The organism is Arthrobacter sp. MDT2-34-1 (assembly GCF_059091365.1).
This window is the reverse complement of record NZ_JBNHGO010000001.1, coordinates 1,583,303-1,608,998: the sequence shown is the minus strand read 5'-3', so window position 1 is coordinate 1,608,998 and position 25,696 is coordinate 1,583,303. Positions and strand designations below refer to the sequence as shown.

Annotated in this window: 24 protein-coding genes; 12 read left to right on the top strand and 12 right to left on the bottom strand. The window is 69.6% G+C overall.

Translation table 11 applies throughout. The features are described 5' to 3' along the window. Window positions 1-5: 5 nt before the first annotated feature. From pabB to AC5RVV_RS07445, 5 genes are all read right to left on the bottom strand, one after another. A complete protein-coding gene (gene pabB / locus AC5RVV_RS07465) occupies window positions 6-2,036 on the bottom strand; it encodes an aminodeoxychorismate synthase component I (RefSeq protein WP_494000700.1) in 2,031 nt (676 codons plus the stop codon). A gap of 130 nt (window positions 2,037-2,166) precedes the next feature. Then, a complete protein-coding gene (locus AC5RVV_RS07460; protein ID WP_494000699.1) occupies window positions 2,167-2,787 on the bottom strand; it encodes a LysE family transporter in 621 nt (206 codons plus the stop codon). Between the two features lie 35 nt (window positions 2,788-2,822). Further along, a complete protein-coding gene (locus AC5RVV_RS07455) occupies window positions 2,823-4,397 on the bottom strand; it encodes a phytoene desaturase family protein (RefSeq protein ID WP_494000698.1) in 1,575 nt (524 codons plus the stop codon). Between the two features lie 41 nt (window positions 4,398-4,438). Then, window positions 4,439-5,245 carry a class I SAM-dependent methyltransferase gene (locus tag AC5RVV_RS07450; protein ID WP_494000697.1) on the bottom strand — a complete coding sequence of 269 codons (807 nt, stop codon included), beginning with the start codon at window positions 5,243-5,245 and terminating at the stop codon, window positions 4,439-4,441. Window positions 5,246-5,302: 57 nt separating this feature from the next. Further along, window positions 5,303-5,815: a MarR family winged helix-turn-helix transcriptional regulator gene (locus AC5RVV_RS07445; RefSeq protein ID WP_494000696.1), complete on the bottom strand. Its 513-nt coding sequence runs from the start codon at window positions 5,813-5,815 to the stop codon at window positions 5,303-5,305. Window positions 5,816-5,930: 115 nt separating this feature from the next. On the opposite strand from AC5RVV_RS07445, the gene AC5RVV_RS07440 reads away from it, so the two are divergent. From AC5RVV_RS07440 to AC5RVV_RS07420, 5 genes are all read left to right on the top strand, one after another. Beyond that, window positions 5,931-8,075 carry an MMPL family transporter gene (locus AC5RVV_RS07440; RefSeq protein ID WP_494000695.1) on the top strand — a complete coding sequence of 715 codons (2,145 nt, stop codon included), beginning with the start codon at window positions 5,931-5,933 and terminating at the stop codon, window positions 8,073-8,075. Window positions 8,076-8,220: 145 nt separating this feature from the next. After that, a complete protein-coding gene (dnaK, locus tag AC5RVV_RS07435) occupies window positions 8,221-10,095 on the top strand; it encodes a molecular chaperone DnaK (protein ID WP_494000694.1) in 1,875 nt (624 codons plus the stop codon). 2 nt (window positions 10,096-10,097) lie between these two features. Next, window positions 10,098-10,763 (top strand): nucleotide exchange factor GrpE, encoded by a 666-nt coding sequence (locus AC5RVV_RS07430; protein WP_494000693.1) that lies wholly within the window; start codon window positions 10,098-10,100, stop codon window positions 10,761-10,763. A gap of 131 nt (window positions 10,764-10,894) precedes the next feature. Next, on the top strand, window positions 10,895-11,863 hold the full coding sequence (locus AC5RVV_RS07425) for a DnaJ C-terminal domain-containing protein (RefSeq protein WP_494000692.1): 969 nt from the start codon (window positions 10,895-10,897) through the stop codon (window positions 11,861-11,863). 66 nt (window positions 11,864-11,929) lie between these two features. Next, complete coding sequence (locus tag AC5RVV_RS07420) at window positions 11,930-12,352, top strand: heat shock protein transcriptional repressor HspR (protein ID WP_493978112.1); 423 nt, start codon at window positions 11,930-11,932, stop codon at window positions 12,350-12,352. Between the two features lie 82 nt (window positions 12,353-12,434). Here the strand turns inward: AC5RVV_RS07420 and AC5RVV_RS07415 are convergent, their stop codons facing one another. Beyond that, window positions 12,435-12,995: a COG4315 family predicted lipoprotein gene (locus AC5RVV_RS07415; RefSeq protein ID WP_494000691.1), complete on the bottom strand. Its 561-nt coding sequence runs from the start codon at window positions 12,993-12,995 to the stop codon at window positions 12,435-12,437. Between the two features lie 246 nt (window positions 12,996-13,241). On the opposite strand from AC5RVV_RS07415, the gene AC5RVV_RS07410 reads away from it, so the two are divergent. Further along, on the top strand, window positions 13,242-13,739 hold the full coding sequence (locus tag AC5RVV_RS07410; RefSeq protein WP_494000690.1) for a sigma-70 family RNA polymerase sigma factor: 498 nt from the start codon (window positions 13,242-13,244) through the stop codon (window positions 13,737-13,739). Continuing rightward, window positions 13,736-14,395 carry a zf-HC2 domain-containing protein gene (locus AC5RVV_RS07405; RefSeq protein ID WP_494000689.1) on the top strand — a complete coding sequence of 220 codons (660 nt, stop codon included), beginning with the start codon at window positions 13,736-13,738 and terminating at the stop codon, window positions 14,393-14,395. Before AC5RVV_RS07410 ends, AC5RVV_RS07405 begins: the two co-directional genes overlap by 4 nt. A gap of 37 nt (window positions 14,396-14,432) precedes the next feature. Here AC5RVV_RS07405 and trmB read toward each other — a convergent pair whose 3' ends face one another. Beyond that, on the bottom strand, window positions 14,433-15,344 hold the full coding sequence (gene trmB / locus AC5RVV_RS07400; RefSeq protein WP_494000688.1) for a tRNA (guanosine(46)-N7)-methyltransferase TrmB: 912 nt from the start codon (window positions 15,342-15,344) through the stop codon (window positions 14,433-14,435). A 237-nt stretch (window positions 15,345-15,581) separates the two neighbouring features. On the opposite strand from trmB, the gene AC5RVV_RS07395 reads away from it, so the two are divergent. Together AC5RVV_RS07395 and AC5RVV_RS07390 are read left to right on the top strand one after the other, a co-directional pair. Beyond that, window positions 15,582-17,279 carry a DEAD/DEAH box helicase gene (locus tag AC5RVV_RS07395; RefSeq protein ID WP_494000687.1) on the top strand — a complete coding sequence of 566 codons (1,698 nt, stop codon included), beginning with the start codon at window positions 15,582-15,584 and terminating at the stop codon, window positions 17,277-17,279. Between the two features lie 206 nt (window positions 17,280-17,485). Further along, a complete protein-coding gene (locus tag AC5RVV_RS07390) occupies window positions 17,486-17,917 on the top strand; it encodes a YccF domain-containing protein (RefSeq protein ID WP_494000686.1) in 432 nt (143 codons plus the stop codon). A 33-nt stretch (window positions 17,918-17,950) separates the two neighbouring features. Here AC5RVV_RS07390 and AC5RVV_RS07385 read toward each other — a convergent pair whose 3' ends face one another. Further along, window positions 17,951-18,421, bottom strand: coding sequence for a pyridoxamine 5'-phosphate oxidase family protein (locus AC5RVV_RS07385; protein WP_494000685.1), 471 nt, complete (start codon window positions 18,419-18,421; stop codon window positions 17,951-17,953). Window positions 18,422-18,650: 229 nt separating this feature from the next. On the opposite strand from AC5RVV_RS07385, the gene AC5RVV_RS07380 reads away from it, so the two are divergent. Then, on the top strand, window positions 18,651-19,217 hold the full coding sequence (locus tag AC5RVV_RS07380) for a YceI family protein (RefSeq protein WP_494000684.1): 567 nt from the start codon (window positions 18,651-18,653) through the stop codon (window positions 19,215-19,217). 76 nt (window positions 19,218-19,293) lie between these two features. On the opposite strand, the gene AC5RVV_RS07375 is transcribed toward AC5RVV_RS07380, so the two are convergent. Together AC5RVV_RS07375 and AC5RVV_RS07370 are read right to left on the bottom strand one after the other, a co-directional pair. Next, the gene (locus AC5RVV_RS07375; protein ID WP_494000683.1) at window positions 19,294-19,851 is read right to left on the bottom strand and encodes a HutD/Ves family protein; all 558 of its coding nucleotides are present in this window, start codon (window positions 19,849-19,851) and stop codon (window positions 19,294-19,296) included. Between the two features lie 20 nt (window positions 19,852-19,871). Further along, the gene (locus tag AC5RVV_RS07370) at window positions 19,872-20,408 is read right to left on the bottom strand and encodes a GNAT family N-acetyltransferase (RefSeq protein WP_494000682.1); all 537 of its coding nucleotides are present in this window, start codon (window positions 20,406-20,408) and stop codon (window positions 19,872-19,874) included. A 258-nt stretch (window positions 20,409-20,666) separates the two neighbouring features. On the opposite strand from AC5RVV_RS07370, the gene clpB reads away from it, so the two are divergent. Then, window positions 20,667-23,291, top strand: a complete 2,625-nt coding sequence (gene clpB / locus AC5RVV_RS07365; protein ID WP_494000681.1) for an ATP-dependent chaperone ClpB — start codon at window positions 20,667-20,669, stop codon at window positions 23,289-23,291. Window positions 23,292-23,369: 78 nt separating this feature from the next. On the opposite strand, the gene AC5RVV_RS07360 is transcribed toward clpB, so the two are convergent. Beyond that, complete coding sequence (locus AC5RVV_RS07360) at window positions 23,370-24,536, bottom strand: septum formation family protein (RefSeq protein WP_494000680.1); 1,167 nt, start codon at window positions 24,534-24,536, stop codon at window positions 23,370-23,372. Window positions 24,537-24,799: 263 nt separating this feature from the next. Between AC5RVV_RS07360 and AC5RVV_RS07355 the strand changes: the two genes are divergently transcribed. Continuing rightward, window positions 24,800-25,030 carry a DUF3073 domain-containing protein gene (locus AC5RVV_RS07355; RefSeq protein WP_494000679.1) on the top strand — a complete coding sequence of 77 codons (231 nt, stop codon included), beginning with the start codon at window positions 24,800-24,802 and terminating at the stop codon, window positions 25,028-25,030. A gap of 121 nt (window positions 25,031-25,151) precedes the next feature. On the opposite strand, the gene AC5RVV_RS07350 is transcribed toward AC5RVV_RS07355, so the two are convergent. Then, complete coding sequence (locus tag AC5RVV_RS07350; RefSeq protein WP_494000678.1) at window positions 25,152-25,652, bottom strand: 2'-5' RNA ligase family protein; 501 nt, start codon at window positions 25,650-25,652, stop codon at window positions 25,152-25,154. Between the last annotated feature and the right edge of the window lie 44 nt (window positions 25,653-25,696).

The window sequence follows — 25,696 nt, the reverse complement described above, 5'->3', positions numbered from 1 at the left end:
CTGCGTTACTCCGGGAACGTTGCCCCGAGCGCCGAGAGCACCCCGTAGGCCTTGGCGCGGACCTCGTCCCATTCGTCTTCGGGCACGGAATCGGCCGTGATCGCGCCGCCAACGCCCAGGCTCAACCGGTTGCCGTCCATCACGAGGGTGCGGATCACCACGGACAGGTCCGCGGCCCCGTCCAGCGAAAAGTAGCCCACGGCACCGGAGTAGACGCCGCGCGGTCCGGTCTCCAGCCGATCCAGGATGTCCATGGTGCTGATCTTCGGGGCGCCCGTCATCGATCCGGCGGGAAAAGCAGCGGCCACGGCCTCCGCCCGCACCGCCCCGGGCAACAGCTGCGCGTCGATCGTGGACACCATCTGGTGCACCGTCGCGTAGGACTCGATGGCGCACAGCCGGCTGACCTGCAGCGAGCCCGGCACGGCAAAGTGGCTCAGGTCGTTGCGCAGCAGGTCCACGATCATGATGTTCTCGGCGCGGTCCTTGGCGCTGCCGGCGAGTTCCTCGACGACGCGGGCATCGGCGTCGGGATCCTGGAGGCGGCGGCGCGTGCCCTTGATCGGTTCGGCCCGCAGCCGGCCACGGGCGTCGAGGCCCAGGAACCGCTCGGGCGACGTGCTGGCCACGGTGAGCCGCCCGAACCGCAGGAGGCTGGCAAAGGGCGCGGGGTTGCGGCTGCGCAGGGCCAGGTAGGTGTCCAGCGGATCCAGCGGTTCCGCCGCAGTCGCCTGCAGCTCCGTGGTCAGGCAGACCTCGTAGGTGTTTCCCTCGGTGATTTCCGCCTGCGCTTCCCGGATTTTGGCCAGGTAGGCCTCGCGCGTGTCGCGGGAACGGAATTCCGGCGCCTGTGGCGGCGGGGCCGGAGCCGGGGCCGGGCCGGCGGCCGGGGACAGTCCGCTGACCACCGCACCGGTAGCGGCGAGCCAGGCGTCGGCGTCGTCCCCCGCGGACGGGCCGGCCAACGCGAGGAGCCACGTGCACTGCCGCCCGTGGTCGAGCACGACGGCCCGGCCGGCGAACAGCAGAGCGGCATCCGGCGCCCCGTCCGGCACCTCGGCACCGGCTTCCGAGCCCCCGGTCTCGCGCTTGAGCCCGTAGCCCAGGTAGCCCAGCCAGCCCAGGGCGAAGTTCCCGGGGACCCCTGCCGGCAGGGTGACGGTGCGGCGTCCCCACACGGTGTCCAGCCAGCGGAAGAAACCGCCACGGATCCGGGCGGTGGCGTTGCCCTGGCCGACCACGGTGGTGCCGTTGCGGTGTTCGGCCCAGGCGCCGAAGGCTCCGCCATCGTCGGCCAGGACGCTGATCCGGTTCCGGTCGGCGGATTCACGGGTATTTGAACTGTCCAGCCAGACGCTGCGGCCGGAGCCGGCGTACAGGCGCCGGTAGATGTCTTCGGCGTCCGGATAGGCGGCCAGGCGTTCGGCGACCAGGCGGACGCCCTCGCGGGCCGCGCGCTCCGGGGCCAAAGCGTGTTCCAGGGCGGGCACCGAGGCCAGCGCGCCAAGCACCTGCCGGGGATCGGTGCCGAAGGGACCGGCTTCGACGACGACGTCGGCGGCCGCCGCGACGTCGTCGCCGGCCAGCCAGGCCTCTTCCTGCTCCGCCCAGACGTCCCAGAACGGTTCATACGCAGCGCCGTCCCGGGACAGGGCGCGGGTGCGCCGGTCGGCGGAGGGCGCCTGCAGCCAGATCACGGCGTCGAGGAGCCCGCGGGCAGCGGCATGGGCGGCACCGACGCCCTCGAACACCACCACGTCGGCCGGCTCCGTGGTGCGGGATGCGCCGTCGCCGTTTGCTTCCCAGTCCCAGGCGGTCCAGTGCGCGCTGTCCCCGGCGGCCAGGGGCCGCAGCACGGTTTCCAGGTACCGCTGCTGCCCGCCGGCCAGGCCGTGCCAGCCGGGGTAGATGTCCTCCAGGTGGAACAGCGATACCGTGCGGTGGACCCGCAGCATCGCTGCCAGTTCCACGGCCAGCGTGGTCTTGCCGGCCCCCGAGCGCCCGTCGACGGCGATCAGTACGGGCTTAGTGCGCACGGATTTCCCCGCATCCGGTCGCGGCGGCGGCCCAAACCGGGGGATGCCCCCGGACGGGATCGCGGCGGCAGGGGCTGCCGGTGCTGGCGGCGATGATGCGGTACATGTCCTTGAGTCTATGAGAACCGGGCTACAGGAACGCCAGCATGAGGCCGACGGCGATGAACAGCGTGCCGAAGACCCGGTTCATCATCATCAGCCCGCGCGTGGTCCGGGTAAAGCGCTGGAAGGACCGGGCCGCGGCGGCGAAGAAGAACCACATCACGAGGATGTCCACCACCACCACGGTGGCGATCAGGACCAGGTACTGCTGCAGCTGGGGCTGGTCCAGCCGGATGAAGCCGGGCATGAAGGCCAGGAAGAAGACGATCGCCTTCGGGTTGAGCAGGTTGACCCAGAGTCCGCGCCGGAACATGGAGAAGGCGGGCTCGTTGCGCCGCGACTCTTCGATTTCCGCGCTGCCCGTCGGCTTGGCGAAGAACTGCCGCAGGCCCAGGTAGATGAGGTACACCGCGCCGGCGTACTTGATGGCGGCGAACAGCATCGGCGAATTGGACACCAGCAGGCCCAGGCCCAGCGCCACGATCACCACGTGGATGACCAGGGCGGCCTGCTGGCCCAAAATCCCCCAGATGGAACGGCGGAAGCCGGCGTTGAGCGAATTGCTCATGGTGTTGATGGCGCCGGCGCCGGGGGTGAAGCTGATGACCAGGGTGGCGCCAAGCAGCGCCAGCCATAACGAGATTTGCACCAGATGATCCTACGGTGCGGCCCGGCAGGTTTCGGTCAGCGGGACTCGAGCACGGCCATGGCCGCGTTGTGGCCGCCCAGGCCGCTGACCCCGCCGCCGCGCCGCGCGCCGGCCCCGCAGAGCAGGATCCGCTCGTGCGCCGTGCCCACGCCCCAGCGCCGCGCCGGGGTGTCGAGCGGTTCGTCGTCTTCGGCGAACGGCCAGTCCAGGGGACCGTGGAAGATGCTGCCGCCCGTCAGGTTCAGCTCCCGCTGGAGGTCCAGGGTGGTCTTGGTTTCGATGCACGGCTCTCCGCGTGGATCGCGCAGGATGCAGTCCTCGATCGGCTGGGCGAGCACGGAATTGAGCGAGGCCAGCACGGCGTCCTGCAGCCGCTGCCGCATCGCGTCGTTGTTCTCCTCGGTGATCAGCCGGTGCGGGGTCTGCAGCGTGAACACGGTGAGCGTGTGGGCTCCGGCTGCCTGCAGTTCCGGCGAGAGGATGGAGGGGTCGGTCAAGGAGTGGCAGTAGATCTCGGCGGGCAGCGGATCCGGCACCCGGCCCGCGGCCGCTTCGGCGGCGGCACCTTCCAGCTGCGAGTACAACTCGTTGATGTGGAAGGTGCCGCCGAACGCCGCCTCCGGCGCCACCGCGCCGTCCCGCAGCTTCGGCAGCCGGGACAGCAGCAGGTTCACCTTCGCTTGCGCGCCTTCCGGCGCCGCCTCCGGCCGGGTGGCCGGCCCGGCCCCGGCGGCGGCGAGCAGCCCGTTGAGCACGGCGGGGGAGACGTTGGCGAGCACGCGTTCCGCCGAGACGACGACGTCGCCCGCGCCGCCGTCGTCGTACGTCACCTCTCCCTCGGGGGAGACGGAGGTGACCCGCGCCCGGGTCCGCAGCTCCGCGCCGGCGCTGCGGGCCGCCTTTTCCAGCGCCGCGCTCACCGCACCCATGCCGCCTTCGGGCACATCCCAGTCACCGGTCCCGCCGCCGATCACGTGGTAGAGGAAGCATTTGTTCTGCTGCAGCGAGGCGTCGTGGGCGGCGGCAAAGGTGCTGATCAGGGCGTCGGTGAGCACCACCCCGCGGACCAGGTCCGAGCCGAAACTGTGCTCGAGAACCTCGCCGATCGGCCGGTCGATGAAGTCGTGCCAGGCCTCGTCGTCGCCGACCCTGCTGCGCACCTCGGACCGGCGGGGCAGCGGTTCGGTGACGGAGGGCCAGAGTGCCCGGGCCAGCCCGCTGGTGCGCTGATAGAACCCGGTGAAGGGCTCGAAGTCGGTGGCCGCGCCCACCGCGGCGAAGGAGGAGCGGGTGGCGTCCGGGTCCTGGTTGTCCACCAGCAGGCCCGCCGCGGTCCCGGGCAGGGGAGTGTAGGACGAGAAGCGCCGGCGCAGCAGCCGCAGGTCCAGCCGCAGGTCCTCGATGATGCGACGCGGCAGCAGGCTGACCAGGTAGGAATAGCGCGAGATGCGGGCCCCGGTGCCGGGAAAGACTTCCGCCGAAACCGCGGCGCCGCCGACCTGGTCTTCGCGTTCGAGCACGAGGACGCTCCGCCCGGCGCGGGCAAGGTAGGCGGCCGCCACCAAGCCGTTGTGGCCGCCGCCGGCGATGATCACGTCGTAGTGGGGCATATCAGTCCTTCCGTCCCGCCGGCGGGATCAGGCCGGCGGGATCAGGGTTTGCGGGCCAGGATCTCGCCGTTGGGAATCAGGAACCACGCATCCGGGGCAGCGGCCCACGTCAGCCATCCCCGGGCTATCCGTTCCAGTCCGGCCCGGTCGATCAGTCCCCGCTCCAGCGACTGTTCCGCGTAGCCGGAATGCAGGACCCGCTCCGACCAGACTTCGCCCTGCCAGCGGCGCTGCTCCTCGGTGGCGTACAGCCAGTTGGATGACGACGGAGTGATGTCGTGGAAACCGGCCGCCTGCGCCCAGGCGATGAGGTGCCGGCCGGCGTCCGGTTCGGCGCGGTTGCCGCGGGCCAGCTGCTGGTAGGTCTCCATCCAGTCGTCGAGTTCGGGCAGTTCCGGGTACCAGCTCATGCCGTGGAAGTCGGCGTCCCGGACGGCCACGATGCCGCCCGGCTTGACCACCCGCCGCATCTCGTAGAGCGCGGCCACCGGGTCGGTCAGGTGCTGGAGGACCTGGTGGGCGTGCACCACGTCGAAGGTGTCGTCATCAAACTCGAGGTCGTAGATGTTGCCCGCGACGAAGGTGGCGTTCTCGATTCCGCGCAGGGCGGCGAGTTCGGCCGCCTGGGTCAGGACATCGTCGGACCGGTCCAATCCGGTCACCTGTCCCGGGGCCACCCGCTCGGCCAGGTCAACGGTGATGCTGCCCGGGCCGCAGCCCACGTCCAGCAGCATCATGCCCGGCTTGAGCTCCGGCAGCAGGTAGGCCGCGCAGTCCTCGGCGGTCCGGATGGCATGGGCTTTGACCACGCTTTTGTGGTGTCCGTGGGAGTAGACCTCGTCCTTCATAGTGGGAGACTACTCCGCGCCCCCGCGGCCAGGCGGCTGCCGTGCCGGAATGTTGCGCTATTTGTCGGCCGACGCGACTTCGTTCGATGCGACTTCGGCCGACGCGACTTCGGCCGACGAGACTTCGGCGCAGGCGGTTTCGGTGGCGGCGATGATGTCCGCCAGGAACGCCGCGAGCCGCTGCCGGTCTTCCGCCGGATAGTCGGAGAGCACCCGGCCGATGTTGCGGGCCAGCGGCGCGAACATGGCGCCGCCGGTGGCGCGGGCCAGGTCCGTCAGCTCCAGGTGCACCTTGCGGCGGTCGGTGTCGCTGCGGGTCCGCTTCACGTGGCCGGAGCGGTCCAGCCGGTCCACCAGCGCGGTGGTCGCCGGCGAGCTGAGGTGCAGCTCGTTCCGCAGGCTGCCCGGCGTCACCGTGCGGCCCTCGGCGGCGGCCCGGACCATCGCGGCCAGGGCGTTGAGGTCGGTGCGGTGCAGGGCGTCCCGCTCGCTGACCGCTTCGATGTAGCGTTCGCTCTCCACGACGAACTGCTGCAGCAACAGCAGCAGCCGCTCTTCACTGTGCGCCACGTTCCTCCCTCCGGCAACCTCTCCAAGGATAGTTCACCCGAGACTTATCTCTACGCTGGAACTACTCTATAGTGGAGCTTGTTTTAGTCGGTCGACTTGCAAAGGTCCGGTTCCCATGGCCCGTTGGCTCAGAATGCTCCTGCCCGCCCTGGTGGCGGTTGCCTGGCTCGCCGCCGCGGGCCTGGGCGGACCGACCTTCGGCAAGCTCTCCGAGGTGTCGACCAACGACCAGGCCGGATTCCTTCCGGCCGCCGCCGAATCCACCGCCGCGGGCGAATGGCAGGAGCGGTTCCTGGATGCCGATGCGGTCCCGGCCATCGTGGTGGTCGAATTCGACGACCCGCTCCAGCCGCAGCAACTGGCCGAGTATGCCCCGCTGGCCGAACAGCTGTCGGAGGCCATCGGGACTGCGGGAGGCGGCGCCGCCGGGGTGGTCGGCCCGATTCCGTCCGAAGACTTCGAAGCGGTGCAGTTCATCGCCCCGGTGCCCGAGGACCTGGATACCGGCGAGGTGGTCGCCGGCCTGCGCGCCGTGCTGGCGGCCGAACTCCCGGTTTCCGCCACCGGCTATGTGACCGGACCGGCCGGGTTCATCGCCGACCTGGTGGAGGCCTTCGGCGGGATCGACGGGCTCCTGCTGGCCGTGGCGCTGGGCGCCGTGTTCGTCATCCTGCTGCTGGTCTACCGCGCGGTCCTGCTGCCGTTCCTGGTCCTGCTCACCTCCGTGTTCGCCCTCTGCGCGGCCATCCTCGTGGTGTACTGGTTCGCCCTGCAAGGCTGGATCCGGCTCAGCGGGCAGAGCCAGGGGATCTTGTTCATCCTGGTGATCGGCGCCGCCACCGACTACGCCCTGCTGCTCACGGCCCGCTACCGCGAGGCACTGGGCGGGCAGGAGTCGAAATGGGCGGCAATGAAAACCGCCTACCGGGGGTCCGTCGAGCCGATCGCAGCCTCCGGCGCCACGGTGATCCTGGCCCTGCTCTGCCTGCTGTTCTCGGACCTTAACTCCAACCGCAGCCTCGGGCCGATCGCCGCGGTCGGCATAGTGTTCGCCGTGCTGGCCGCGCTGACCTTCCTGCCCGCCGTGCTGCTGCTGGCCGGCCGCGCCGCCTTCTGGCCGATCGTGCCCCGTCCCGGCCACCACCTGCACCGCGCGCGGCCCGACCGCCCCGTGGCCGGGACCGAGGGCCTGCGCGGGCTCTGGCTGCAGGTGGCCCGGCTGGTTGCCCGCAGGCCGCGGGTGACTTGGCTGGCTTCGGTGCTGGTCCTGGTGGCCGGGGCGCTGGGCGTGCTGCAGCTGCAGGCGCACGGCGTGCCGCAGTCGGAGCTGGTGATGGTGCAGACGGATTCCGCCGACGGGCAGGAGGCCTTGGGCCGGCACTTCGACGCCGGTACCGGCAGCCCCGCCGTCGTCGTCGCCGATGCCGCGGCGCGGGACGAGGTGCTGGACGTGGTCCGCAACCAGGAGGGCGTGGCGTCCGCGGAGTTTTACACCCGCGGCGACGCGGTGGTTGAACTGGACGGCCGGGTGCTGATCAATGCCACGCTCCGGGACGTGCCGGACTCCGACGCCGCCGAGGGCACCGTCGCCGACCTGCGCGGGGCGCTGGACGGCGCCGATCCGGGCGCGCTGGTCGGCGGCGTCACCGCGGTGGCGCTGGATACCAACCTGACCGCGCAGGCCGACCTGCTGAAGATCACCCCGATGGTGCTGGGCGTCATCCTGCTCATCCTGATCCTGCTGCTGCGCTCGGTCCTGGCCCCGGTGCTGCTGGTGCTGTCCGTGGCGCTGTCCTATCTCACCGCCCTGGGGGTCTCGGCGTGGGTTTTCAACCAGGTCTTCGGCTTCCCGGGGGCGGATGCATCGGTGCCGCTGTTCGGCTTCGTGTTCCTGGTGGCGCTGGGCATCGACTACAACATCTTCCTGATGACCCGGGTGCGCGAGGAGTCCCTGCGGCTGGGCACCCGGCCCGGCATCCTGCGGGGGCTGGGCTCCACCGGCGGCGTCATCACCTCGGCCGGCGTGGTGCTGGCGGCGACCTTCGCCGCGCTCGCGGTGATCCCGATCCTGTTCCTGGTCCAGCTGGCGTTCATCGTGGCGTTCGGGGTCCTGCTGGACACGGTCCTGGTGCGGTCGCTGCTGATCCCGGCGCTTTCCTACGATCTCGGACCGAAGATCTGGTGGCCGGCCAAGTTGTCCCGGCGGGGCCTCCCGCGGGACCCGGCGGAGCAGAAGTTGAGTCTGGTGCGCTCAACTTGATTGACAAAGCCCGTCGTCCGAGTAAACTTGAGTGCAGAAGGCTCACATCGGCTGCCGCCCATTGCGGCGCCGCCCGGATACTCCGGGGGTCGGGCCGCCACAGTAATCCAGGCCGTTGCGGCGGCCGCAAAGGAAGGACACGCGTATGTCTCGTGCAGTAGGTATCGACCTCGGAACCACCAACTCCGTTGTTTCAGTTCTGGAGGGCGGCGAACCCACCGTCATCGCCAACGCCGAGGGCGGCCGCACCACGCCGTCCGTCGTCGCGTTCTCCAAGTCGGGCGAGGTGCTGGTCGGCGAGATCGCCAAGCGCCAGGCCGTCAACAACATCGAGCGCACCATTGCCTCGGTCAAGCGCCACATGGGCACCGACTGGAAGGTGGAGATCGACGGCAAGAACTACACCGCCCAGGAAATCTCTGCCCGCATCCTGCAGAAGCTCAAGCACGACGCCGAGTCCTACCTGGGCGAGAAGGTCACCGACGCGGTCATCACCGTGCCGGCGTACTTCAACGACGCCGAGCGCCAGTCCACCAAGGAAGCCGGCGAAATTGCCGGCCTGAACGTGCTGCGCATCGTCAACGAGCCCACCGCGGCGGCCCTGGCCTACGGCCTCGACAAGGGCAAGGAAGACGAACTGATCCTGGTCTTCGACCTCGGCGGCGGCACGTTCGACGTGTCCCTGCTGGAGGTCGGCAAGGACGAGGACGAATTCTCCACCATCCAGGTCCGCGCCACCTCCGGCGACAACCGTCTCGGCGGCGACGACTGGGACCAGCGGGTGGTCGACTTCCTGCTGCAGCAGGCCAAGTCCAAGGGCGCCGACCTGTCGAAGGACAAGATCGCCCTGCAGCGCCTGAAGGAAGCGGCGGAGCAGGCGAAGAAGGAACTGTCATCGGCCTCCTCCACCAACATCTCCCTGCAGTACCTCTCCGTCACCCCGGAGGGACCGGTGCACCTGGACGAGCACCTGAGCCGGGCCAAGTTCCAGGACCTGACCGCGGACCTGCTCGAGCGCACCAAGAAGCCGTTCCACGACGTGATCACGGAAGCCGGCATCAAGGTCTCCGACATCGACCACATCGTGCTGGTCGGCGGCTCCACCCGCATGCCCGCCGTCGTCGAACTGGTCAAGGAAATGGCCGGCGGCAAGGAGCCGAACAAGGGCGTGAACCCCGACGAGGTCGTGGCCGTTGGCGCCGCCCTGCAGGCCGGCGTCCTGAAGGGCGAGCGCAAGGACGTCCTGCTGATCGACGTCACCCCGCTGTCGCTGGGCATTGAGACCAAGGGCGGCGTGATGACCAAGCTGATCGAGCGCAACACCGCGATCCCGACCAAGCGGTCCGAGACGTTCACCACCGCGGATGACAACCAGCCCTCCGTGGCCATCCAGGTCTTCCAGGGCGAGCGCGAATTCACCCGCGACAACAAGCCGCTGGGCACCTTCGAGCTGACCGGCATCGCGCCGGCGCCGCGGGGCGTGCCACAGGTCGAGGTCACCTTCGACATCGACGCCAACGGCATTGTGCACGTGTCCGCCAAGGACAAGGGCACCGGCGCCGAGCAGTCGATGACCATCACCGGCGGCACCGCGCTGTCCAAGGATGACATCGACCGCATGGTGCGGGAGGCCGAAGAGCACGCCGCCGAGGACAAGAAGCGCCGCGAGGCCGCCGACGTCCGCAACTCGGCCGAGCAGTTGGCCTACTCGGTGGACAAGCTGCTCGCCGACAACGATGACAAGCTGCCCGAAGAGGTCAAGACCGAGGTCAAGGCCGACGTCGACGCCCTGAAGTCCGCACTGGAAAAGCAGGACAACGACGACGAGGTCAAGGCCGCGTTCGAGAAGCTGCAGGCATCCCAGACCAAGCTGGGCGAGGCCATCTACTCGCAGGCGCAGGCCTCCGGCGCGGCCGGTGACGGTGCGGCTGCCGGCGACGGTGCCTCCGATGCCGGCTCCGGTGCGGCCGACGAGGACATCGTGGACGCCGAAGTGGTCGACGAAGACGAGAAGAAGTAACCATGGCCGAAAAAGGTAACGAAGAAGAACACCAGAGCGAGCCGGTGAACTTCCGCGACAACCGCAAGATCGATCCGGAAACCGGACAGGTCCGCGGTGCCGCGGGAGCAGCCGGGAACGCCGGGCAGGCCGCGGAAGCAACCGCCGCGGCCGGCCAGGGCGCCGACGCCGACGCGCTGGCCCAGGCGGAGCAGATCCTGAACGGGGCCGAGGTCCCGGCCGGGGAATCTGTTGCCCAGGGGAGCACGTCGCAGGAGGCCGAGGAGTTGAAGAACGACCTGCTCCGGCTGCAGGCGGAGTACGTGAACTACCGCAAGCGGGTGGAACGCGACCGCGCCGTGGCCGGCGAGATGGCCGTCATCGGCGTGCTGAACTCGCTGCTGCCCGTTTTGGACGACATCGATGCTGCGCGCCAGCACGGCGATCTCGCGGACGGACCGTTCGCGGCCATTGCCACCAAGCTGGACGGTGTGCTCAAGACCTACGGCCTGGCCCGCATCGAGGAGACCGGCGTCGAATTCGACCCGAATATCCACGAGGCCTTGATGCAGCAGCCCGACGCCGAGGTGGAGCTGGACACCGTCAGCCAGGTCCTGCGCCTGGGCTACCGGGCCGGCGACCGGGTACTGCGCGCCGCCCAGGTAGTGGTAGCCGTACCGGCAGAATGACACCGGCAGCGGGCGCCACGGCGCCCAGCCCCTGATGACGGGTTGGCCTTCGGACGCTCGGAGGCCAACCCGTCACCGTCCGGGGGCGCCGGTGCCCATAGACTTTGTGACAACTGAAAGGAGGCGCCTGCATGGCTAGCCAGGACTGGGTCGAGAAGGACTTCTACAAGATCCTCGGTGTCTCCAAGGACGCATCCGACGCGGACATCAAGAAGGCGTACCGCAAGCTCGCGCGGACCCACCATCCGGATACCAACCGGGGGGACGAAGGTTCGGAAAAGAAGTTCAAGGACATCTCCGAGGCCTACTCGGTCCTCTCGGACCCGGGGGAGCGCGAGCAGTACGACGCGATCCGCGCCATGGGCAGCGGCGCGCGCTTCAGCGCCGGCGGTCCCGGCAGCGCCGGCGGGCCGGGCGCGGGCGGCTTCGAGGACATCTTCGGCAACCTGTTCGGCCAAGGCACCCGCACCCGCCCCGGCTCCGCGGGCACCGTGCCGCCGGAGTTCGCTGATCTGTTCGGCGGTTTCGGCGGTTTCCCGCAGCAGCAGCCCCCGCGCAGGGGCGCCGACCGCACCGCAACCACCAGCATTTCCTTCGCCGGTTCCATCAACGGCACCACCATCGGGCTGCGCGAACCCAGCGGCGAAGTGATCGACGTGCGGATCCCGGCCGGGATTAAAGACGGCCAGAAGGTCCGCGTCCGCGGCAAGGGCCAGGCCGGCCCCGCCGGCGCGGGCGACCTGATGGTGACCGTCAACGTCAAGCCCCACCCGTTCTTCCAGCGCGACGGCGACAACATCCGGATCCACGTCCCGGTCACGTTCCCGGAGGCCGCGCTGGGCGCGCAGATCGACGTGCCGACCCTGACGGGTGAATTCGTCAAGGTCAAGGTGCCGGCAGGAACACCCTCCGGCCGAACGCTCCGCGTGAAGGGACGCGGGGTGAAGACCTCGAAGAACACCGGCGACCTGCTCGTGACCATCGACGTGGTGGTCCCGCAGAACCTTGGGAAAGAGGCCGAAGACGCGGTTAACGCCTTCGCGGCGGCGACTGCCGGGTCCGACCCGCGCGGGAATCTTGCCGCCAAGGCCAGGCTGTAGCGGGACGTTACGACAGGTCGGGACAGTCCGGACGGGAAACGCGCGAAGCGCAGGAGGGAGAGCACCATGAGCATCGATATGAACGCGCCGATCTTCGTGATTTCGGTGGCGGCCGAACTGGCGGACATGCACCCGCAGACGCTGCGCCAGTACGACCGTCTCGGCCTGGTCTCTCCGTCGCGCCAGCGGGGCAGGCAGCGCCGCTATTCGCAGAAGGACGTGAACACCCTGCGTGAGGTCCAGCGGCTGTCCCAGGAGGGCGTCTCGCTGGAAGGGATCAAGCGCATCCTCCAGCTGGAAAACGAGGTCGCCGCGCTCAAGGCCCAGGTCCGGGACCTCTCCGAGGAACTGATGGCACGGCAGCGCCGGGGCACCGACTCCAGCCGGGTGTTCGCCGCCGGCCTCGCCGGCGACGTGGTGACGCTGGCCCGCGGCCAGCGGCCGCGTCCGCGCAGCCAGGCGCTGATGGTCTGGCGGCCGCAGCGCTGACCCGTCCGGCCGGCGCCTGTGACCGGACGCCCGCAGCTGCCGGCCCCGGGCAGGCGGCTGCGGGCAGGATGGCGGCGTGGAGCTACTTGATCATTTCGCCGTCGGGGGCGACCACAAACCAGACGTCGTTCACGCCCTGTCCGGTCGTGTCTCCCGGGGCCTTGTCCTGCGCCCAGTAGTAGATGGGCATGCCGTTCAGCGTCACCTGCTGTTGCCCGTCCGGGGTGTCGATGAGGCCCACCTCCGCGGTGACCCCGTCGAGTTCCGGCTCTTCCTCGGCCAGCACGGGCGGCCACGCGGCCAGGCAGTCGCCCGTGCAGGCGCTCTCGCCTGAGTCCGGAACGTCCTTGGTGAAGTAGTAAACGGTCATGCCTTCGCCGTCCACCACGATTTCGCCCAGGTCGGATTCGGCCGTCGTGAGGGTAGAGGCGGCGCCGGATGCCTGCGCGCCGCCGGTCTCCCCGCCGTCTGTCTTCGGCGCCGCCGGCGTGGTCATTCCGGGGGCGCCCGTCGTCGGCGCCTCGCCTGCCGGCGGCGCCTCCGGGCCGGCAGGCGTTTCCGTACCCGAGCCTCCTCCGCACCCGGCGAGGCCCATCATGGCGGCGGCCAGCAGGGCTGCCGCGGCTGTCTGCGTGATTTTCATGGGGTTCCTTTTGCGGTCTCCCGGGCGGTGCCCGGAACGTCGTGCCGCGGGGCGCGCGGCCCGCTATTGGCAAAGACGCCGGCCGCACCCACAATGGTTCAACGTCGGGCGGAGTGGATCCCGCGGGCTGGATGAACCGGAACGCCGCCGCCGTCGTCGTACCCGGTAGGACGCCGCGTGGGACGCTGCGCGGGGACGTCCGCCGCCGGCGGGGCGGCCGGGGCTGCCGGGAGGAAGGAGGCGGCCGTGGCATTGGACGACGAGGCCGTGGCCCGCCTCTACCGCGACCACGCCACGGCGCTGCGCCGGTTCGTGCGCGCGGCGACCTCCGACGCGGACCAGGTGGAGGACGTGGTGCAGGAGACGATCCTGCGGGTGTGGAAGCGCGGCCCGGAAACCGACAACATGCGCGGCTACCTCTACCAAACCGCCCGTCACGTCATTATCGACGGCTACCGGCGCCGCACCCGGCGGCCGGGCGAGACCGGCCTGGGCGAGGACGAGCCGGCCAGCGAAGAAGACCAGCTGGAGCGGCTCCTGCTCCGCGTGGTCATGGAGGAAGCGCTGGCACGCATCAGCCCCGAGCACCGCAACATCATCCTCGCCCTGCACTACCAGCGGCTCACGTCGTCCGAAGCAGCCCGGTCGCTGGGCATTCCGCTGGGCACTGTGAAGTCGCGGGCGTTCTACGCGGCCAAGGCCCTGCGGGCCGTACTGGACGAGATGGGGGTGGGGCAGCAGTGAATGCCAACGAGGAACAGCACCAACTGCTCGGCCTCTATGTGCTGGGCGGACTGGACCGCCGGGAACGGGCGGGCTTCGAAGAACACCTGGCATCCTGCCCCGCGTGCCGCCGGGAGGCCGCGGAGCTGGAAACGCTGCCCGATCTGCTGGACGCGCTGCCACGCGACGCCGCCTTGGAGCTGGCGGCACCGCCGCAACACGAAGTCGAGGAACGCACCCGGGAACTGGTGGACGAACTGGCCCGCCGGCGGCGGAAGGAGCGACGGCGGTGGGCCGGGTTGGTGGCGGCGGTGGCGGGCGTGTGCCTGGTCGCCGGGGCGGCCATCGGGCCGTTGCTGACCCAGCAGCAGCAGCCGCCGGCGACGGAGAGTTATGTGATGACCGCCGACGGCGGCCTGCAGCTGGAGCTGGCGCTGGTGCACAAGGCGTGGGGCACCGAGATGCAGGTAGCGGGAGAGCAGCTGCCGCGGGACGGACTACTCACCCTCTGGGTGACAGGAGACACCGGCTACACCTACCAGGTGGCCTCCTGGCAGGCGACGCCGGCGGGCCGCGCCACGCTCACCGCAGCCTGCGCCATGGCCACCGACGAGATTGTCCAGGTGGAGCTGCGCAACGGGGCGGACACAACGCTGGCGGCCGTGGTTACGGACTGAGCCTGCGGGGTCCAGTGCGGTTTAGCTCAGGCGGGGATCAGTTCCGGCGGTAGGCCAGGTCGAAGATCATCCGCCCGGCGTCGTGGGCCTTCTGCTCGAAGCTGGTCATGGTCCGGCCGTCGAAGCGGGGCGCCCAGCCGCCGTGCTCATCCATGCCTTCACCGGTGCTGGCATTTCCGGTACTGACCGGGATCTTGCCTTCGCGCACCGGGGCGCCGCCCACCACGCCTTCCACGCCGCTTTCCCAGACCTGGGTCAGCGGGCTGTCCTTGCCGGTGCGCTCGCCGGCATGCAGGTTGCGGAAGTCCGGCGAGGCGTCGGCCACCCGGCGCATCTGGATCGCGTAGTCGGACCAGTCGGTGGCCAGGCGCCAGATTCCGTCCGGCTGCAGGACGCGGGCGGCGAGGTCTGCGAAGCTCTCCTGCACCAGCCGCCGCTTGTGGTGGCGGGTCTTGTGCCACGGGTCGGGAAAGAACACCCAGAGCTCGGCGACCGAGGACTCGGGCAACATGGTCGCGAGGGCGTCAGGCGCGTTGACCTGCGCCACCCGCACGTTGGACAGGCCGTGCTGGCCGATCCGCAGGAGGGTCTGCGCCAGCCCTGGCCGGTAGACCTCCAGAGCCAGGAAGTTCCACTCCGGATGCTGCTCCGCCGCATGGCAGACGGCCTCCCCGAGGCCGGATCCGATCTCCACCACCAGGGGCGCCTCGCGTCCGAAGGCTGCCGCCGCGTCGAAGACATAGTCCGGGTCCACGGTGGTGTCGCCGCCGTGGCGCGGGAGGTCCACGGCGAACCTGGGGCCGTATTCGTCCCAGGCCTGCTGGCGGCGGCCCTGCAGCCGGGATCCGCGGCGCACAAAGCTGACCGGACGGGCGAGGTGGGTGGGCTGCGCGAGGGGCGCACCGTCGTCGTTCGCGGGAAAATCAGGGGTGGGGGAGTCGCTGGTCATCCCCACCAGAGTATCGCCCGTGCGCGGGCGGCCCGGACGTGCTGCTAGACTGGTGCTACTCGGAGGCGCAGTTTGACGCGTTTCCCTGCGTCGATGAACGCTTTCAATTGCGCCGCCGCTTTCCGTCTAACGACGTGACCGGACAGGTCCGGGCGGTTGGCACTGTCTGATTTTTCTTCGGCGACCCTGGGCTAACCTGCCGCGGGGACACTGACCGGAAGACATTCTCACTTTCTTATGACTACTTTTGTTGCCCTTGGCGTGCCCAAGGCCCTTGCTTCGAAGCTCGCTGCCGATGGCATCGACGCCCCGTTCCCCATCCAGACCGAGACGCTGCCCGATACGCTGGCCGGCCGGGACGTGCTGGGCCGCGGCCGCACCGGCTCCGGCAAGACGCTCGCGTTCGCGCTGCCGCTGGTCGCAAGGCTGGCCGAGCGCGAGGCCGCCCATTTCCGCAAACCCGGACGCCCGCTGGGCCTGGTCTTGGCGCCGACCCGTGAGCTGGCCACCCAGCTCAATGCCACCATTGAGCCGCTGGCGTCGGAGCTGGGCCTGAACACCACGGTGATCTACGGCGGCGTCTCGCAGCAACGCCAGGAAAAGGCGCTGCGCGCCGGCGTCGACATCGTGATTGCCTGCCCGGGCCGGCTCGAAGACCTGATGAAGCAGAAGATCATCACGCTGGAATCGGTGGAAATCACCGTCCTGGACGAGGCCGACCACATGGCCGACCTGGGCTTCCTGCCCGTGGTGAAGAAGCTGCTGGACACCACCCCGGCCGGCGGGCAGCGCATGCTGTTCTCCGCGACCCTGGACAACGGCGTTGACAAGCTGGTGCAGCGTTACCTGTCCAGCCCGCTGACCCACTCCGTGGACGACCCGCAGGCCGCGGTCACCACCATGGAACACCATGTGCTCGTAACCCGCGATGCCTCCGAAAAGAAGCAGGTGCTCAACCGGCTGGCCGCCGGAGCCGGGCGCCGCGTGCTGTTCACCCGCACCAAGCACCACGCCCGGAAGCTGGCCAAGGCCCTCACCGCCGCCGGCATCCCGGCGGTGGACCTGCACGGCAACCTGTCGCAGAACGCCCGCGACCGCAACCTCGCCGAGTTCTCCTCCGGCCATGTGCGCGTGCTGGTCGCCACGGACGTGGCCGCCCGCGGCGTGCACGTGGACGAGGTGGAACTGGTGATCCACGTGGATCCGCCCACCGAACACAAGGCGTACCTGCACCGTTCCGGCCGTACCGCCCGCGCCGGTTCCGACGGCACCGTCGTGACCCTGGCGCTGCCGGAACAACGGCTGGAAGTCGGCAAGCTGATGAAGGCGGCCGGCGTGGACGTAGCCTTCGAAAGCGTCACCGCGTCCTCGGACCTGCTGGTGAAACTGGTGGGCGAGGTGGCCGCACCGGTCGATCCGCAGTTGCGGGCCCAGCAGCAGGCAGCGAACCAGCCGCAGCACGGCGGCGGCACTTCCACCGGCGCCAACGCCCAGCGCAAGCGGGCCATGCGGTCCGGCGGCCGCGGCGGACGGACCCGCTCCGGTGAAGCCCGCCAGGCCTCCGGCGCCGCACGCGCCGGCGGTCCGGAGAGCGGCCAGCGCCAGCCGGCCCGCGGCGAAAACCGAGGCCAGGCCGGCCGGGACGTTGCGGCCCGCAGCCACGGCAGCCATCGCAGCGCCGCCGGGGCGGATACCGCCGGGCGCCGCGGCCAGTCGGGCACCGCGGCAGGCGGCCGCAGTGCGGGGCCGGCGCGTTCCGGCGGCCCGGCCCGGTCGGGCGGCGCGCCGCGCACCGCCGGCGGTCCGCAGCGCTCTACGGCCGGCGGCACCCGCCCGGTCTTCCGGTCGGAGACTCCGGCTTCCGAGCGTCCGGCACGCCGCGGCCCGCGCCGCGCCACGGCGCCGGCTTCGCAGGAAAAGCGCCGGACCAGCTAGGCCGGGCGTAGAGCCGAAGGCCGCAGGGCGGCCCCTCCGTACGGAAGGGGCCGCCCTGCGGCCTTTAATTTTCGACAGGGAAGTCTTGTCGTGCCGGGGGCCGCACTGCGATGCTCCCCCGACGACCCGCGCCCCAACTGCACATCGGGGGCCACTCAGGGACGTCCCGTATGGCGGCCGGGCGCCTCCGTGGCCAGAATGGTGGGATGAAGGCACTCCTGAACGTTATCTGGCTCCTGTTCGGCGGCATCTGGCTGGCGCTGGGCTACTTCCTGGCCGGCATCGTCTGCTGCCTGCTGATCGTGACGATCCCGTTCGGCATTGCGTCGTTCCGCATCGCGGGCTACGCGCTGTGGCCGTTCGGCCGCATGGTGGTGGACCGCGGCGGGCGCACCTACTTTATGTCCACGCTGGGAAACATCATCTGGCTGCTGGTCGCCGGCATCTGGATCGCGATCGGGCATGTGCTGACGGCGGTGGCGCAGGCGATCACCATCATCGGCATCCCGCTGGCGATCGCCAACCTCAAGATGATTCCGGTGTCCCTGACGCCGCTGGGCAAACAGATCGTGCCCACCGACAGGGCGTTCCCGGGCTACATTCCCGGCTATCAGCCGGGACCCGTTACCTGGCGCTGACCCGTCGGTGCGGCCGGCCGGCCATGCCGGCGGCTACTCGATCTGCAGCCGGCGGCTGTCGCTGAGCCCCGGCGTGCGGCGGGCCGATGCCGGCACCACAAAACGCCGTCCGGTGACCACCGTGGGAACGATGCGGACGAAATTGTTCTTTTCGCCCGACTGCCAGGGGAACAGCGGCAGCATTGCCGATTCTAGGACGTCCTCAATGCTGCTCATCCGCTGGGCGCTGCCGCGCGCGACGGCGCTCCAGGCGACGCCGGTGGCCGGATCGAAGCCGTCCACCTCCAGAACCACTTCGCCGGCGAGGGCGGCGTCGAGCTTGGTTCCCGGGGCGGAGCGGAACACGATGCTGCCGTGATCCACGACGTAATTGACCGGAAAGATCTCCGGGTGGGAATCGACGACGACTCCGAGCCGGCCGAAGTCAGCGCTGCGGAACAATTTCCAGCAATCGGCCACAGGCAGCTGTGTCGTCGATGAAGGCATCTCGTTCGCGGTGGTCATGGCATCAGTCTATTGACCGCCGACAGGCTGGGATAGGGCGCGGATTCCGCCGGTCGGGTGCCGCTGCGGCTCGCCGGGGCGGCCCCGGAATTCAGGCGCCCAGGTGGTGCACTGCGTCCCATTATGTGTTGGAATTACCACACGAGCCGCATGCGGCTGAAGGAGACGGCCGGGCGCATCCATCTGGCTTTGGGGAAGGCAGTGCCTGTGCCAGAGGAGGAGCGCTGCCATGTCCGAACTATCTCCTGATCTGTCCGGGGAGTGGCGGTTCGACCCGGCCCATACCCGGATCGGATTTTCCACCCGCCATGCCATGGTGACCAAAGTCCGGGGCGCGTTCAACGACGTGGAAGGCATCATCCAGGCCGACGTGGACAACCCGGCCAACTCGTCCGTCAAGGTCACGATCAAGGTCGCCAGCATTGATACCCGCAGCCCGCAACGCGACGAGCATCTGCGCACGAACGACTTCTTCGATGCGCCGAACTATCCGGAGATTACGTTCGTCAGCACCCGCATCGATCAGGTGGAAAGCGCAAACTTCATTGTGAACGGCGACCTGACCATCCGCGGCATCACCAAGCAGGTTGCGGTTCCGATCGACTTCATCGGCGTGGAGCGGGACCCGGGCGGGCAGCTCCGGGCGGGCTTTGAGGGCTCCCGGCGCATTGACCGGCAGGAGTTCGGGGTCAAATGGAACACGGCCCTGGACTCGGGCGGCATGCTCGTGTCGGACCGCGTGATGCTGGAGTTCGAGGTCTCTGCGGTCAAGGTCGAGGACGCCGCCGCGCAGTAGGGAACCGGCGCAATGAGGGACCAACTCCGGAGGCCCGGCCGCCCTCAAACCCCGGCGCCCTCAGGGCCCGGCCGCCTCAGTCCCCGGCGGGATAGACCGACACCAGTGCCGCGAACCCGCGGCCGCCGACCTCGGCCGCGACCGAGCCGACCACGGTGTCGTAGGGATGCAGCGGCTGGGCGGTGCCGCCAGCCGTCGCCTGGGCCTGGCCCTGCAGCAGCACCAGGTACTGTCCGGCCGACAGCCGCAGCGGCTGTTTCTTCGAGAGCTCGACGATCAGCAGGCCGGCGCCCCAGGCCCCGCGGCGGGTCATGACGTTCAGCGCGCGGCACGGCCCGGTGGGCAGGCTGCAGTCCGCGCTTCTCCCGCCGTCGAACCGGAACGGGCGGTAGCGTTCCATCCGGTGCTGGCTGCCGTCCACGGTCAGGAAGGCGACGTCGCCGTCCACAACGGTGAATATTCGGTCCACGCCCGGATATTCGGAGAAGCTGCCGTCCGAGCTGATGTCCGCCAGGCTTAACCGCCAACCGGGGAGCCCGTCCGTGCCGACGTCACCGGCCGCCAATTCCCTGGTGACGCCGCCGCCGTTCCGCCACCGCTGTTCCTTGAGCGCGGCTGCGCGAATGATCTCCACTGGGACTCCTTGACCGGATGTTATAGCTGCCGGTCCCAGTTCAGCACATAAGCGTCCTGGTAGCCGTCCGGGCCGCTGACCGCCGCGGCCTCGTTCCGTACGAACCCCAGCGACGTGACGATGCGCCGGGACGCGGTGTTGGCCGGATGGACCAGCGCCAGGATCGGCGGCAGTTCCAAGAACTCGTTGACATGGGCGACGACGGCGGCCACCGCCTCGCGCCCGTAACCGCGGTGCCACACGGCGGGGTCGAAACGGTAGTAGAGATTCAGCACCGGGCGGCCGGACAGCGCCACGTGCTTGACGCCGGCAAACCCGATGGCGTCTTCGCGGCCGGGCAGGCGGACGGCGAAGTAGCCCACGCCGTGGTCCTCCCACTGCCTTTCCCAGCGCTGGAACAGGCCCTCGGCTTCCTCGTTCCAGATGAGCGCGTCGGAAGGATTGAACCGCGTGGTGCGCCGGTCGGAGAGGATCCGGAACATGGCACTGATGTCCTCCGGCGTCGGCTGGTTCAGCAGCAGCCGGGCAGTTTCCAACATGGTTTCCGTCAGGGCCACCTCCGTCCGCCTCCTGCACGTCCCCGCTACAGCCTATTCGCCGGATGCCCTTCCGGGCAGGGGCGCCGGGGCGACAAGATGGAGGCGGGCAAGGAGGCTTCGGTGGCGGGGGAGCAGAGCTCCGGGGGCGGTGATCCTGCGCTCCGCAGCCTGTGGATAACTTTACATTCAAAGTTGAGTGGACTACACTCAACTTAGTTTCAGGGCCGGCACTAACGGGGCTGGCCAGATCCATTCCGGAGCGAACGGAGAGATGCGTTGGACGCTAAATTCACCACCAAAAGCCAGGAAGCGCTGTCGGCCGCGGCGATGAACGCCTCGACGGCGGGCAATCCGCAGATCGAGCCCGCCCACCTGCTCAAGGCCCTGATGGACCAGCGCGACGGCGTGGCCGTAGCCGTGCTGAAGTCCGCCGGGGCCGATCCGGACTCGGTGAGTGTTCAGGCGAGCACCGCGATCAAGGCCCTGCCGTCGTCGTCGGGATCCTCCGTGGCGCAGGCGCAGTACTCCCGGGGCCTGCTCCAAGCCGTCCAGATCGCCCGGCAGGAGTCGGAAAAGTGGGGGGACACCTACGTGTCCACGGAATTTCTGCTGCTGGGCCTCGCGGCGGACAACGCCGCCGTCGGGAAGATCCTGCGTGACGCCGGTGCCTCCCATGAAGCACTCTTCGCCGCCCTGCCCGGCCTGCGCGGAGACCGGAAGGTCACCACCTCCGATCCGGAGAACACGTTTCAGGCGCTGGAGAAGTTCGGCACCGACCTGACCGCCATCGCCCGCGCCGGGAAGCTGGACCCGGTGATCGGCCGGGATGCGGAAATCCGCCGCGTGGTCCAGGTGCTCTCGCGCCGCACCAAGAACAATCCCGTGCTGATCGGCGAACCCGGGGTCGGCAAGACCGCCGTGGTGGAGGGCCTGGCCCAGCGGATGGTGGCCGGCGACGTGCCTGAATCGCTGCGCGGCAAGACGCTGATGTCGCTGGACCTCGCGGCGATGGTGGCCGGCGCCAAGTACCGGGGCGAGTTCGAGGAACGGCTGAAGGCCGTGCTGGAAGAGATCAAGAGCTCGGACGGGCAGATCGTCACCTTCATCGACGAGTTGCATACCGTCGTCGGCGCGGGGGCCTCCGAAGGCTCGATGGACGCCGGCAACATGCTCAAGCCGATGCTGGCCCGCGGCGAGCTGCGGCTGATCGGCGCCACCACGCTGGACGAGTACCGCGAGAACATCGAGAAGGATCCGGCGCTGGAGCGGCGCTTCCAGCAGGTCTACGTGGGGGAGCCGAGCGTCGAGGACACCATCGGCATCCTGCGCGGACTCAAGGAGCGTTACGAGGCGCACCACAAGGTATCGATCGGGGACTCCGCGCTGGTGGCCGCCGCGACGCTGTCCAACCGCTACATCTCGGGCCGGCAGCTGCCGGACAAGGCCATCGACCTGGTGGACGAGGCCGCCTCCCGGCTGCGGATGGAGATCGATTCGGCGCCCGAGGAGATCGACCAGCTGCGCCGCGCCGTCGACCGGCTCACCATGGAAGAACTGGCGCTGGCCAACGAGACCGACGCGGCCTCGCGGGAACGGCTGGAAGCGCTGCGTGCCGACATGGCAGACAAGAAGGAGCAGCTGGCGGCCCTGAACACCCGGTGGGAGGCGGAGAAGGCCGGGCTGAACCGCGTGGGTGACCTGAAGGCCAAGCTGGACGAGCTGCGCTCGCAGGCCGACAAGTCCCAGCGCGAGGGCGACCTGGCCGAGGCATCCCGGATCCTGTACGGGGAAATCCCGACGCTGGAAAAGGAGCTGGCCCAGGCGCAGGCCGCCGAGGAACAGGGCGGCGCGGGGCGGGATCAGATGGTCTCCGAGGAGGTGACCGCCGACGACATCGCCGAGGTCATCTCCGCGTGGACCGGCATCCCGGCCGGCCGCATGCTGCAGGGCGAAAGCCAGAAGCTGCTGCAGATGGAGGAGCACATCGGCTCACGGCTGATCGGCCAGTCCAAGGCGGTTGCCTCGGTCGCGGACGCGGTACGGCGCGCCCGGGCGGGCATCAGCGACCCGGACCGGCCCACCGGCTCGTTCCTCTTCCTGGGTCCCACCGGCGTCGGCAAGACCGAGCTGGCCAAGGCGCTGGCGGACTTCCTGTTCGACGATGAACGGGCCATGGTCCGGATCGACATGAGCGAGTACTCGGAAAAGCACTCCGTGTCGCGCCTGGTCGGCGCCCCTCCGGGCTACGTGGGCTACGAAGAAGGCGGCCAGCTGACCGAGGCAGTCCGCCGCCGTCCCTACTCCGTGGTGCTGCTGGACGAGGTGGAGAAGGCCCATCCCGAGGCCTTCGACATCCTCCTGCAGGTGCTCGACGACGGACGCCTCACCGACGGGCAGGGCCGCACCGTGGACTTCCGCAACGTGATCCTGGTGCTGACCTCCAACCTCGGCTCGCAGTTCCTCGTGGACCAGACCATGGACGCAGACACGAAGCGCGAAGCGGTCCTGAACGTGGTGAACGCCAGCTTCAAGCCGGAGTTCCTCAACCGGCTGGATGACGTGATCATCTTCGACCCGCTGAGCATCGAAGAACTCTCCCGGATCGTGGATCTGCAGGTGGCGGCGCTGGCTGCGCGGCTGGCCGAACGCCGGCTGACCCTCGAGGTCACGGACGCCGCCCGCGAGTGGCTGGCCCTGACCGGCTTCGATCCCGCCTACGGCGCCCGGCCGCTGCGCCGGCTGGTCCAGCGCGAGATCGGCGACAAGCTGGCCCGCGGCCTGCTCGCGGGCGCGATCAGCGACGGCGACACCGTGCTGGTGGATGTGCCGGAGATCGACGTCGACGGCGGGGCCGGCGGGCTGATCGTGCAGTCGAAGGTGGGGGCGGTCCGGGGCGGCTGACCTGAGCGGCCCGGCCGGGTCGCGGAAGAAGTCCGGCGGCCCCGCCACGGCGGGACCGCCGGACTGTTCCGTGCCGGGTTACAGGTCGACCAGCGACCCGGTGATTTCCTGGCCCTCCTCGGCGATCTTGAAGCAATCGATCCGGCGGTCGCCCTGCGCCCACGTCTCCTTTGACGGCATGCCGTAGGAGTCCTTGAGGTCCGGCTGGTCGGCCGCGGAGTCGTTGAGGGCAACGGCCGTGCAGACCTCCTGGGCCTTGATGTTCAGTTCGTCGGCGCCCGGGAATTCTTCGTCGTCCCCGTAGGAGAAGGTGCCCACCAGTTGCGCCTCGTGCGGCGTGTCACAGGTGACGACGGTTGCTTCACGCATGACGGCCTCGAAGTCGGTGAAGCACTGGCCCTGCTGGAAATCGAACGGCGAGACGTTCTCCGCGACGACGCCGTCCCCGTTGGGCGTCTCTGCGGCGGTCTGCGACGACGCCGGACTGGCCGCCCCGCCGGCAGGGGAGCCGCCGGTCAGGCTGGACACGATCATGGCGATAATCACGATCGCCACAATGACGACCGCGCCGATGATGACCAGCGGCTTCCAGTCCATTTTCCGGGCCGGGCCCGCGGCGGGACCGCCGGACGCTTCGTCAGCGGCGCCGCCGCGGCGCAGGGCGTCGGCGGCGGTGGAGTACCACTTCTTTTCCGGCGCGGAGCCGTCGGTGCCGGGCGGCGCGGGCTCCCAGGCCGACGGCGGGACGGCCGCAGCCGGCGATGCCGGCGCCCCGGTCGCGGCACCGGCCCCGGGGGCGGGGTTGCGGGCCGCGTCGGGCTTCGAGGTTTCCGGTGTACCCGTGACGGCGGTGGCCCCGCGGGCGGGGTGAGGCGAGTCGGGCTTCGAGGCTTCCTCCGCTGTCCGGTCGCCTGCCGGAGCGTCGCCCGCCGGGCCCTGGTCGCCGGCGGGCGCCCCCGCGGGTGCGGTGCCGCGGGCCTTGACGGCGCGGTCCTCCCGGGTGCCGCCCACCAGTTGGCCGGCGGCATCGGCTTCCTTCTCCACCTCTTCGGCTTCGGCGGCAGCTTTGGCCAGGTCGGCCTCGGCCGCGGCATCCTCGCTGATGCTCGCTTGCCCCAGGGTTGGCTCGGCCAGCTCCACCTCGTCCGCGCTGACGTGCAGGCTGGGGTCGGGTACCTCGAGGCTCTCGGGGCGCTCCAGCGGAGGCCTCCCGTCGTCGTCAGGCCGCTTGTCCTGTTCGCTCATGGGGAAACTTGCCTTCCGTGCGTGTTGTCTTCCGGGAGAACGGGAGAACCGGTCCACGATGACTTTAGCCAACATTCCCGCGTTGCTGCACGATTTAGTCCTTTCGGGGGCCGGGAGGCCCCCTCGCGGCCACTGTACGCCTGCCACGAGCGGTCGTGAAAACCATGTACCCTATAGGTACGACAGAATTGATCAATTATTCCGGGACCTCGTGCGCCAGTCGTGCGACCACTTCCGGATCGACGTACAAAGGGGGTCACGCCATGGGGCGCGGCCGTCAGAAGGCAAAAGCAACCAGGCAGGCCCGGGACATGAAGTATTTCAGCCCGGCCACTGACCTGACTGCACTCCAGCGCGAACTCGGCGCTGCGAAACGCCATAACTCCGACACGTTTTCCGAGGAGCCATATGAGCCGGACTACTCGGACTACGTGGACAAGTACGCAGATCAGTACGACGACGACGAAGACCACGGCAGCCGCAACGTAGGCTAGCCGGCTTCGGCCGTTTCTTCCCGGACGGGACCACGCACCAGCCTCACCTTCCTGCACCCTCTCGGGGTCTGCCAGCGGGGGCGCATGGCGTGCGCGGAAGTGCCTGCCCGGACTCCCGAACTCAGGCGCCGGACTGCTGCGGCTCCGGGGCGTCCGCCAGGGGCCACACCTCGATCACCCGGCGATGCCTCGGGTCTCCGTCAGGACGCATGTCCACCAGGGCCGCCTGGCCCACATGGACGGTGTCGCCGGCGTGGAGGCGGCCTTCCGCCTGGTGACTGATGTGCGGCCGGAAGTGCCGGCGGGTATGGTGCGGACTCAGCACATGGGAATCCTCGCCGAGTGCGTCCAGCACGCCTTCGTGCAGCAACTGCAACCGTGGTTCCGGCTGTACCAGCGAGACGGGGACGGAACCGTTCCGGCCGAAAAAGTCGTCGGCGCCGATACACACGTCAAACCCCGGTCGTCGGGAGAGAGCCCGGCCGACGCGCCAACCCACGGCGTCGGCCGGCTCCCGGGTATCGAAGCGGGCCAGCGTGATGTGCAGCGGCCACCGGCTGCGCGGGAACGTGTAGCCGGCGCTCACCGGCCTGACGAACGCCACCACCACGTACGCACCCATCCGTCCAGTGTGCCACCCGGACCGCCCAGCCGGCAGGCCGGACA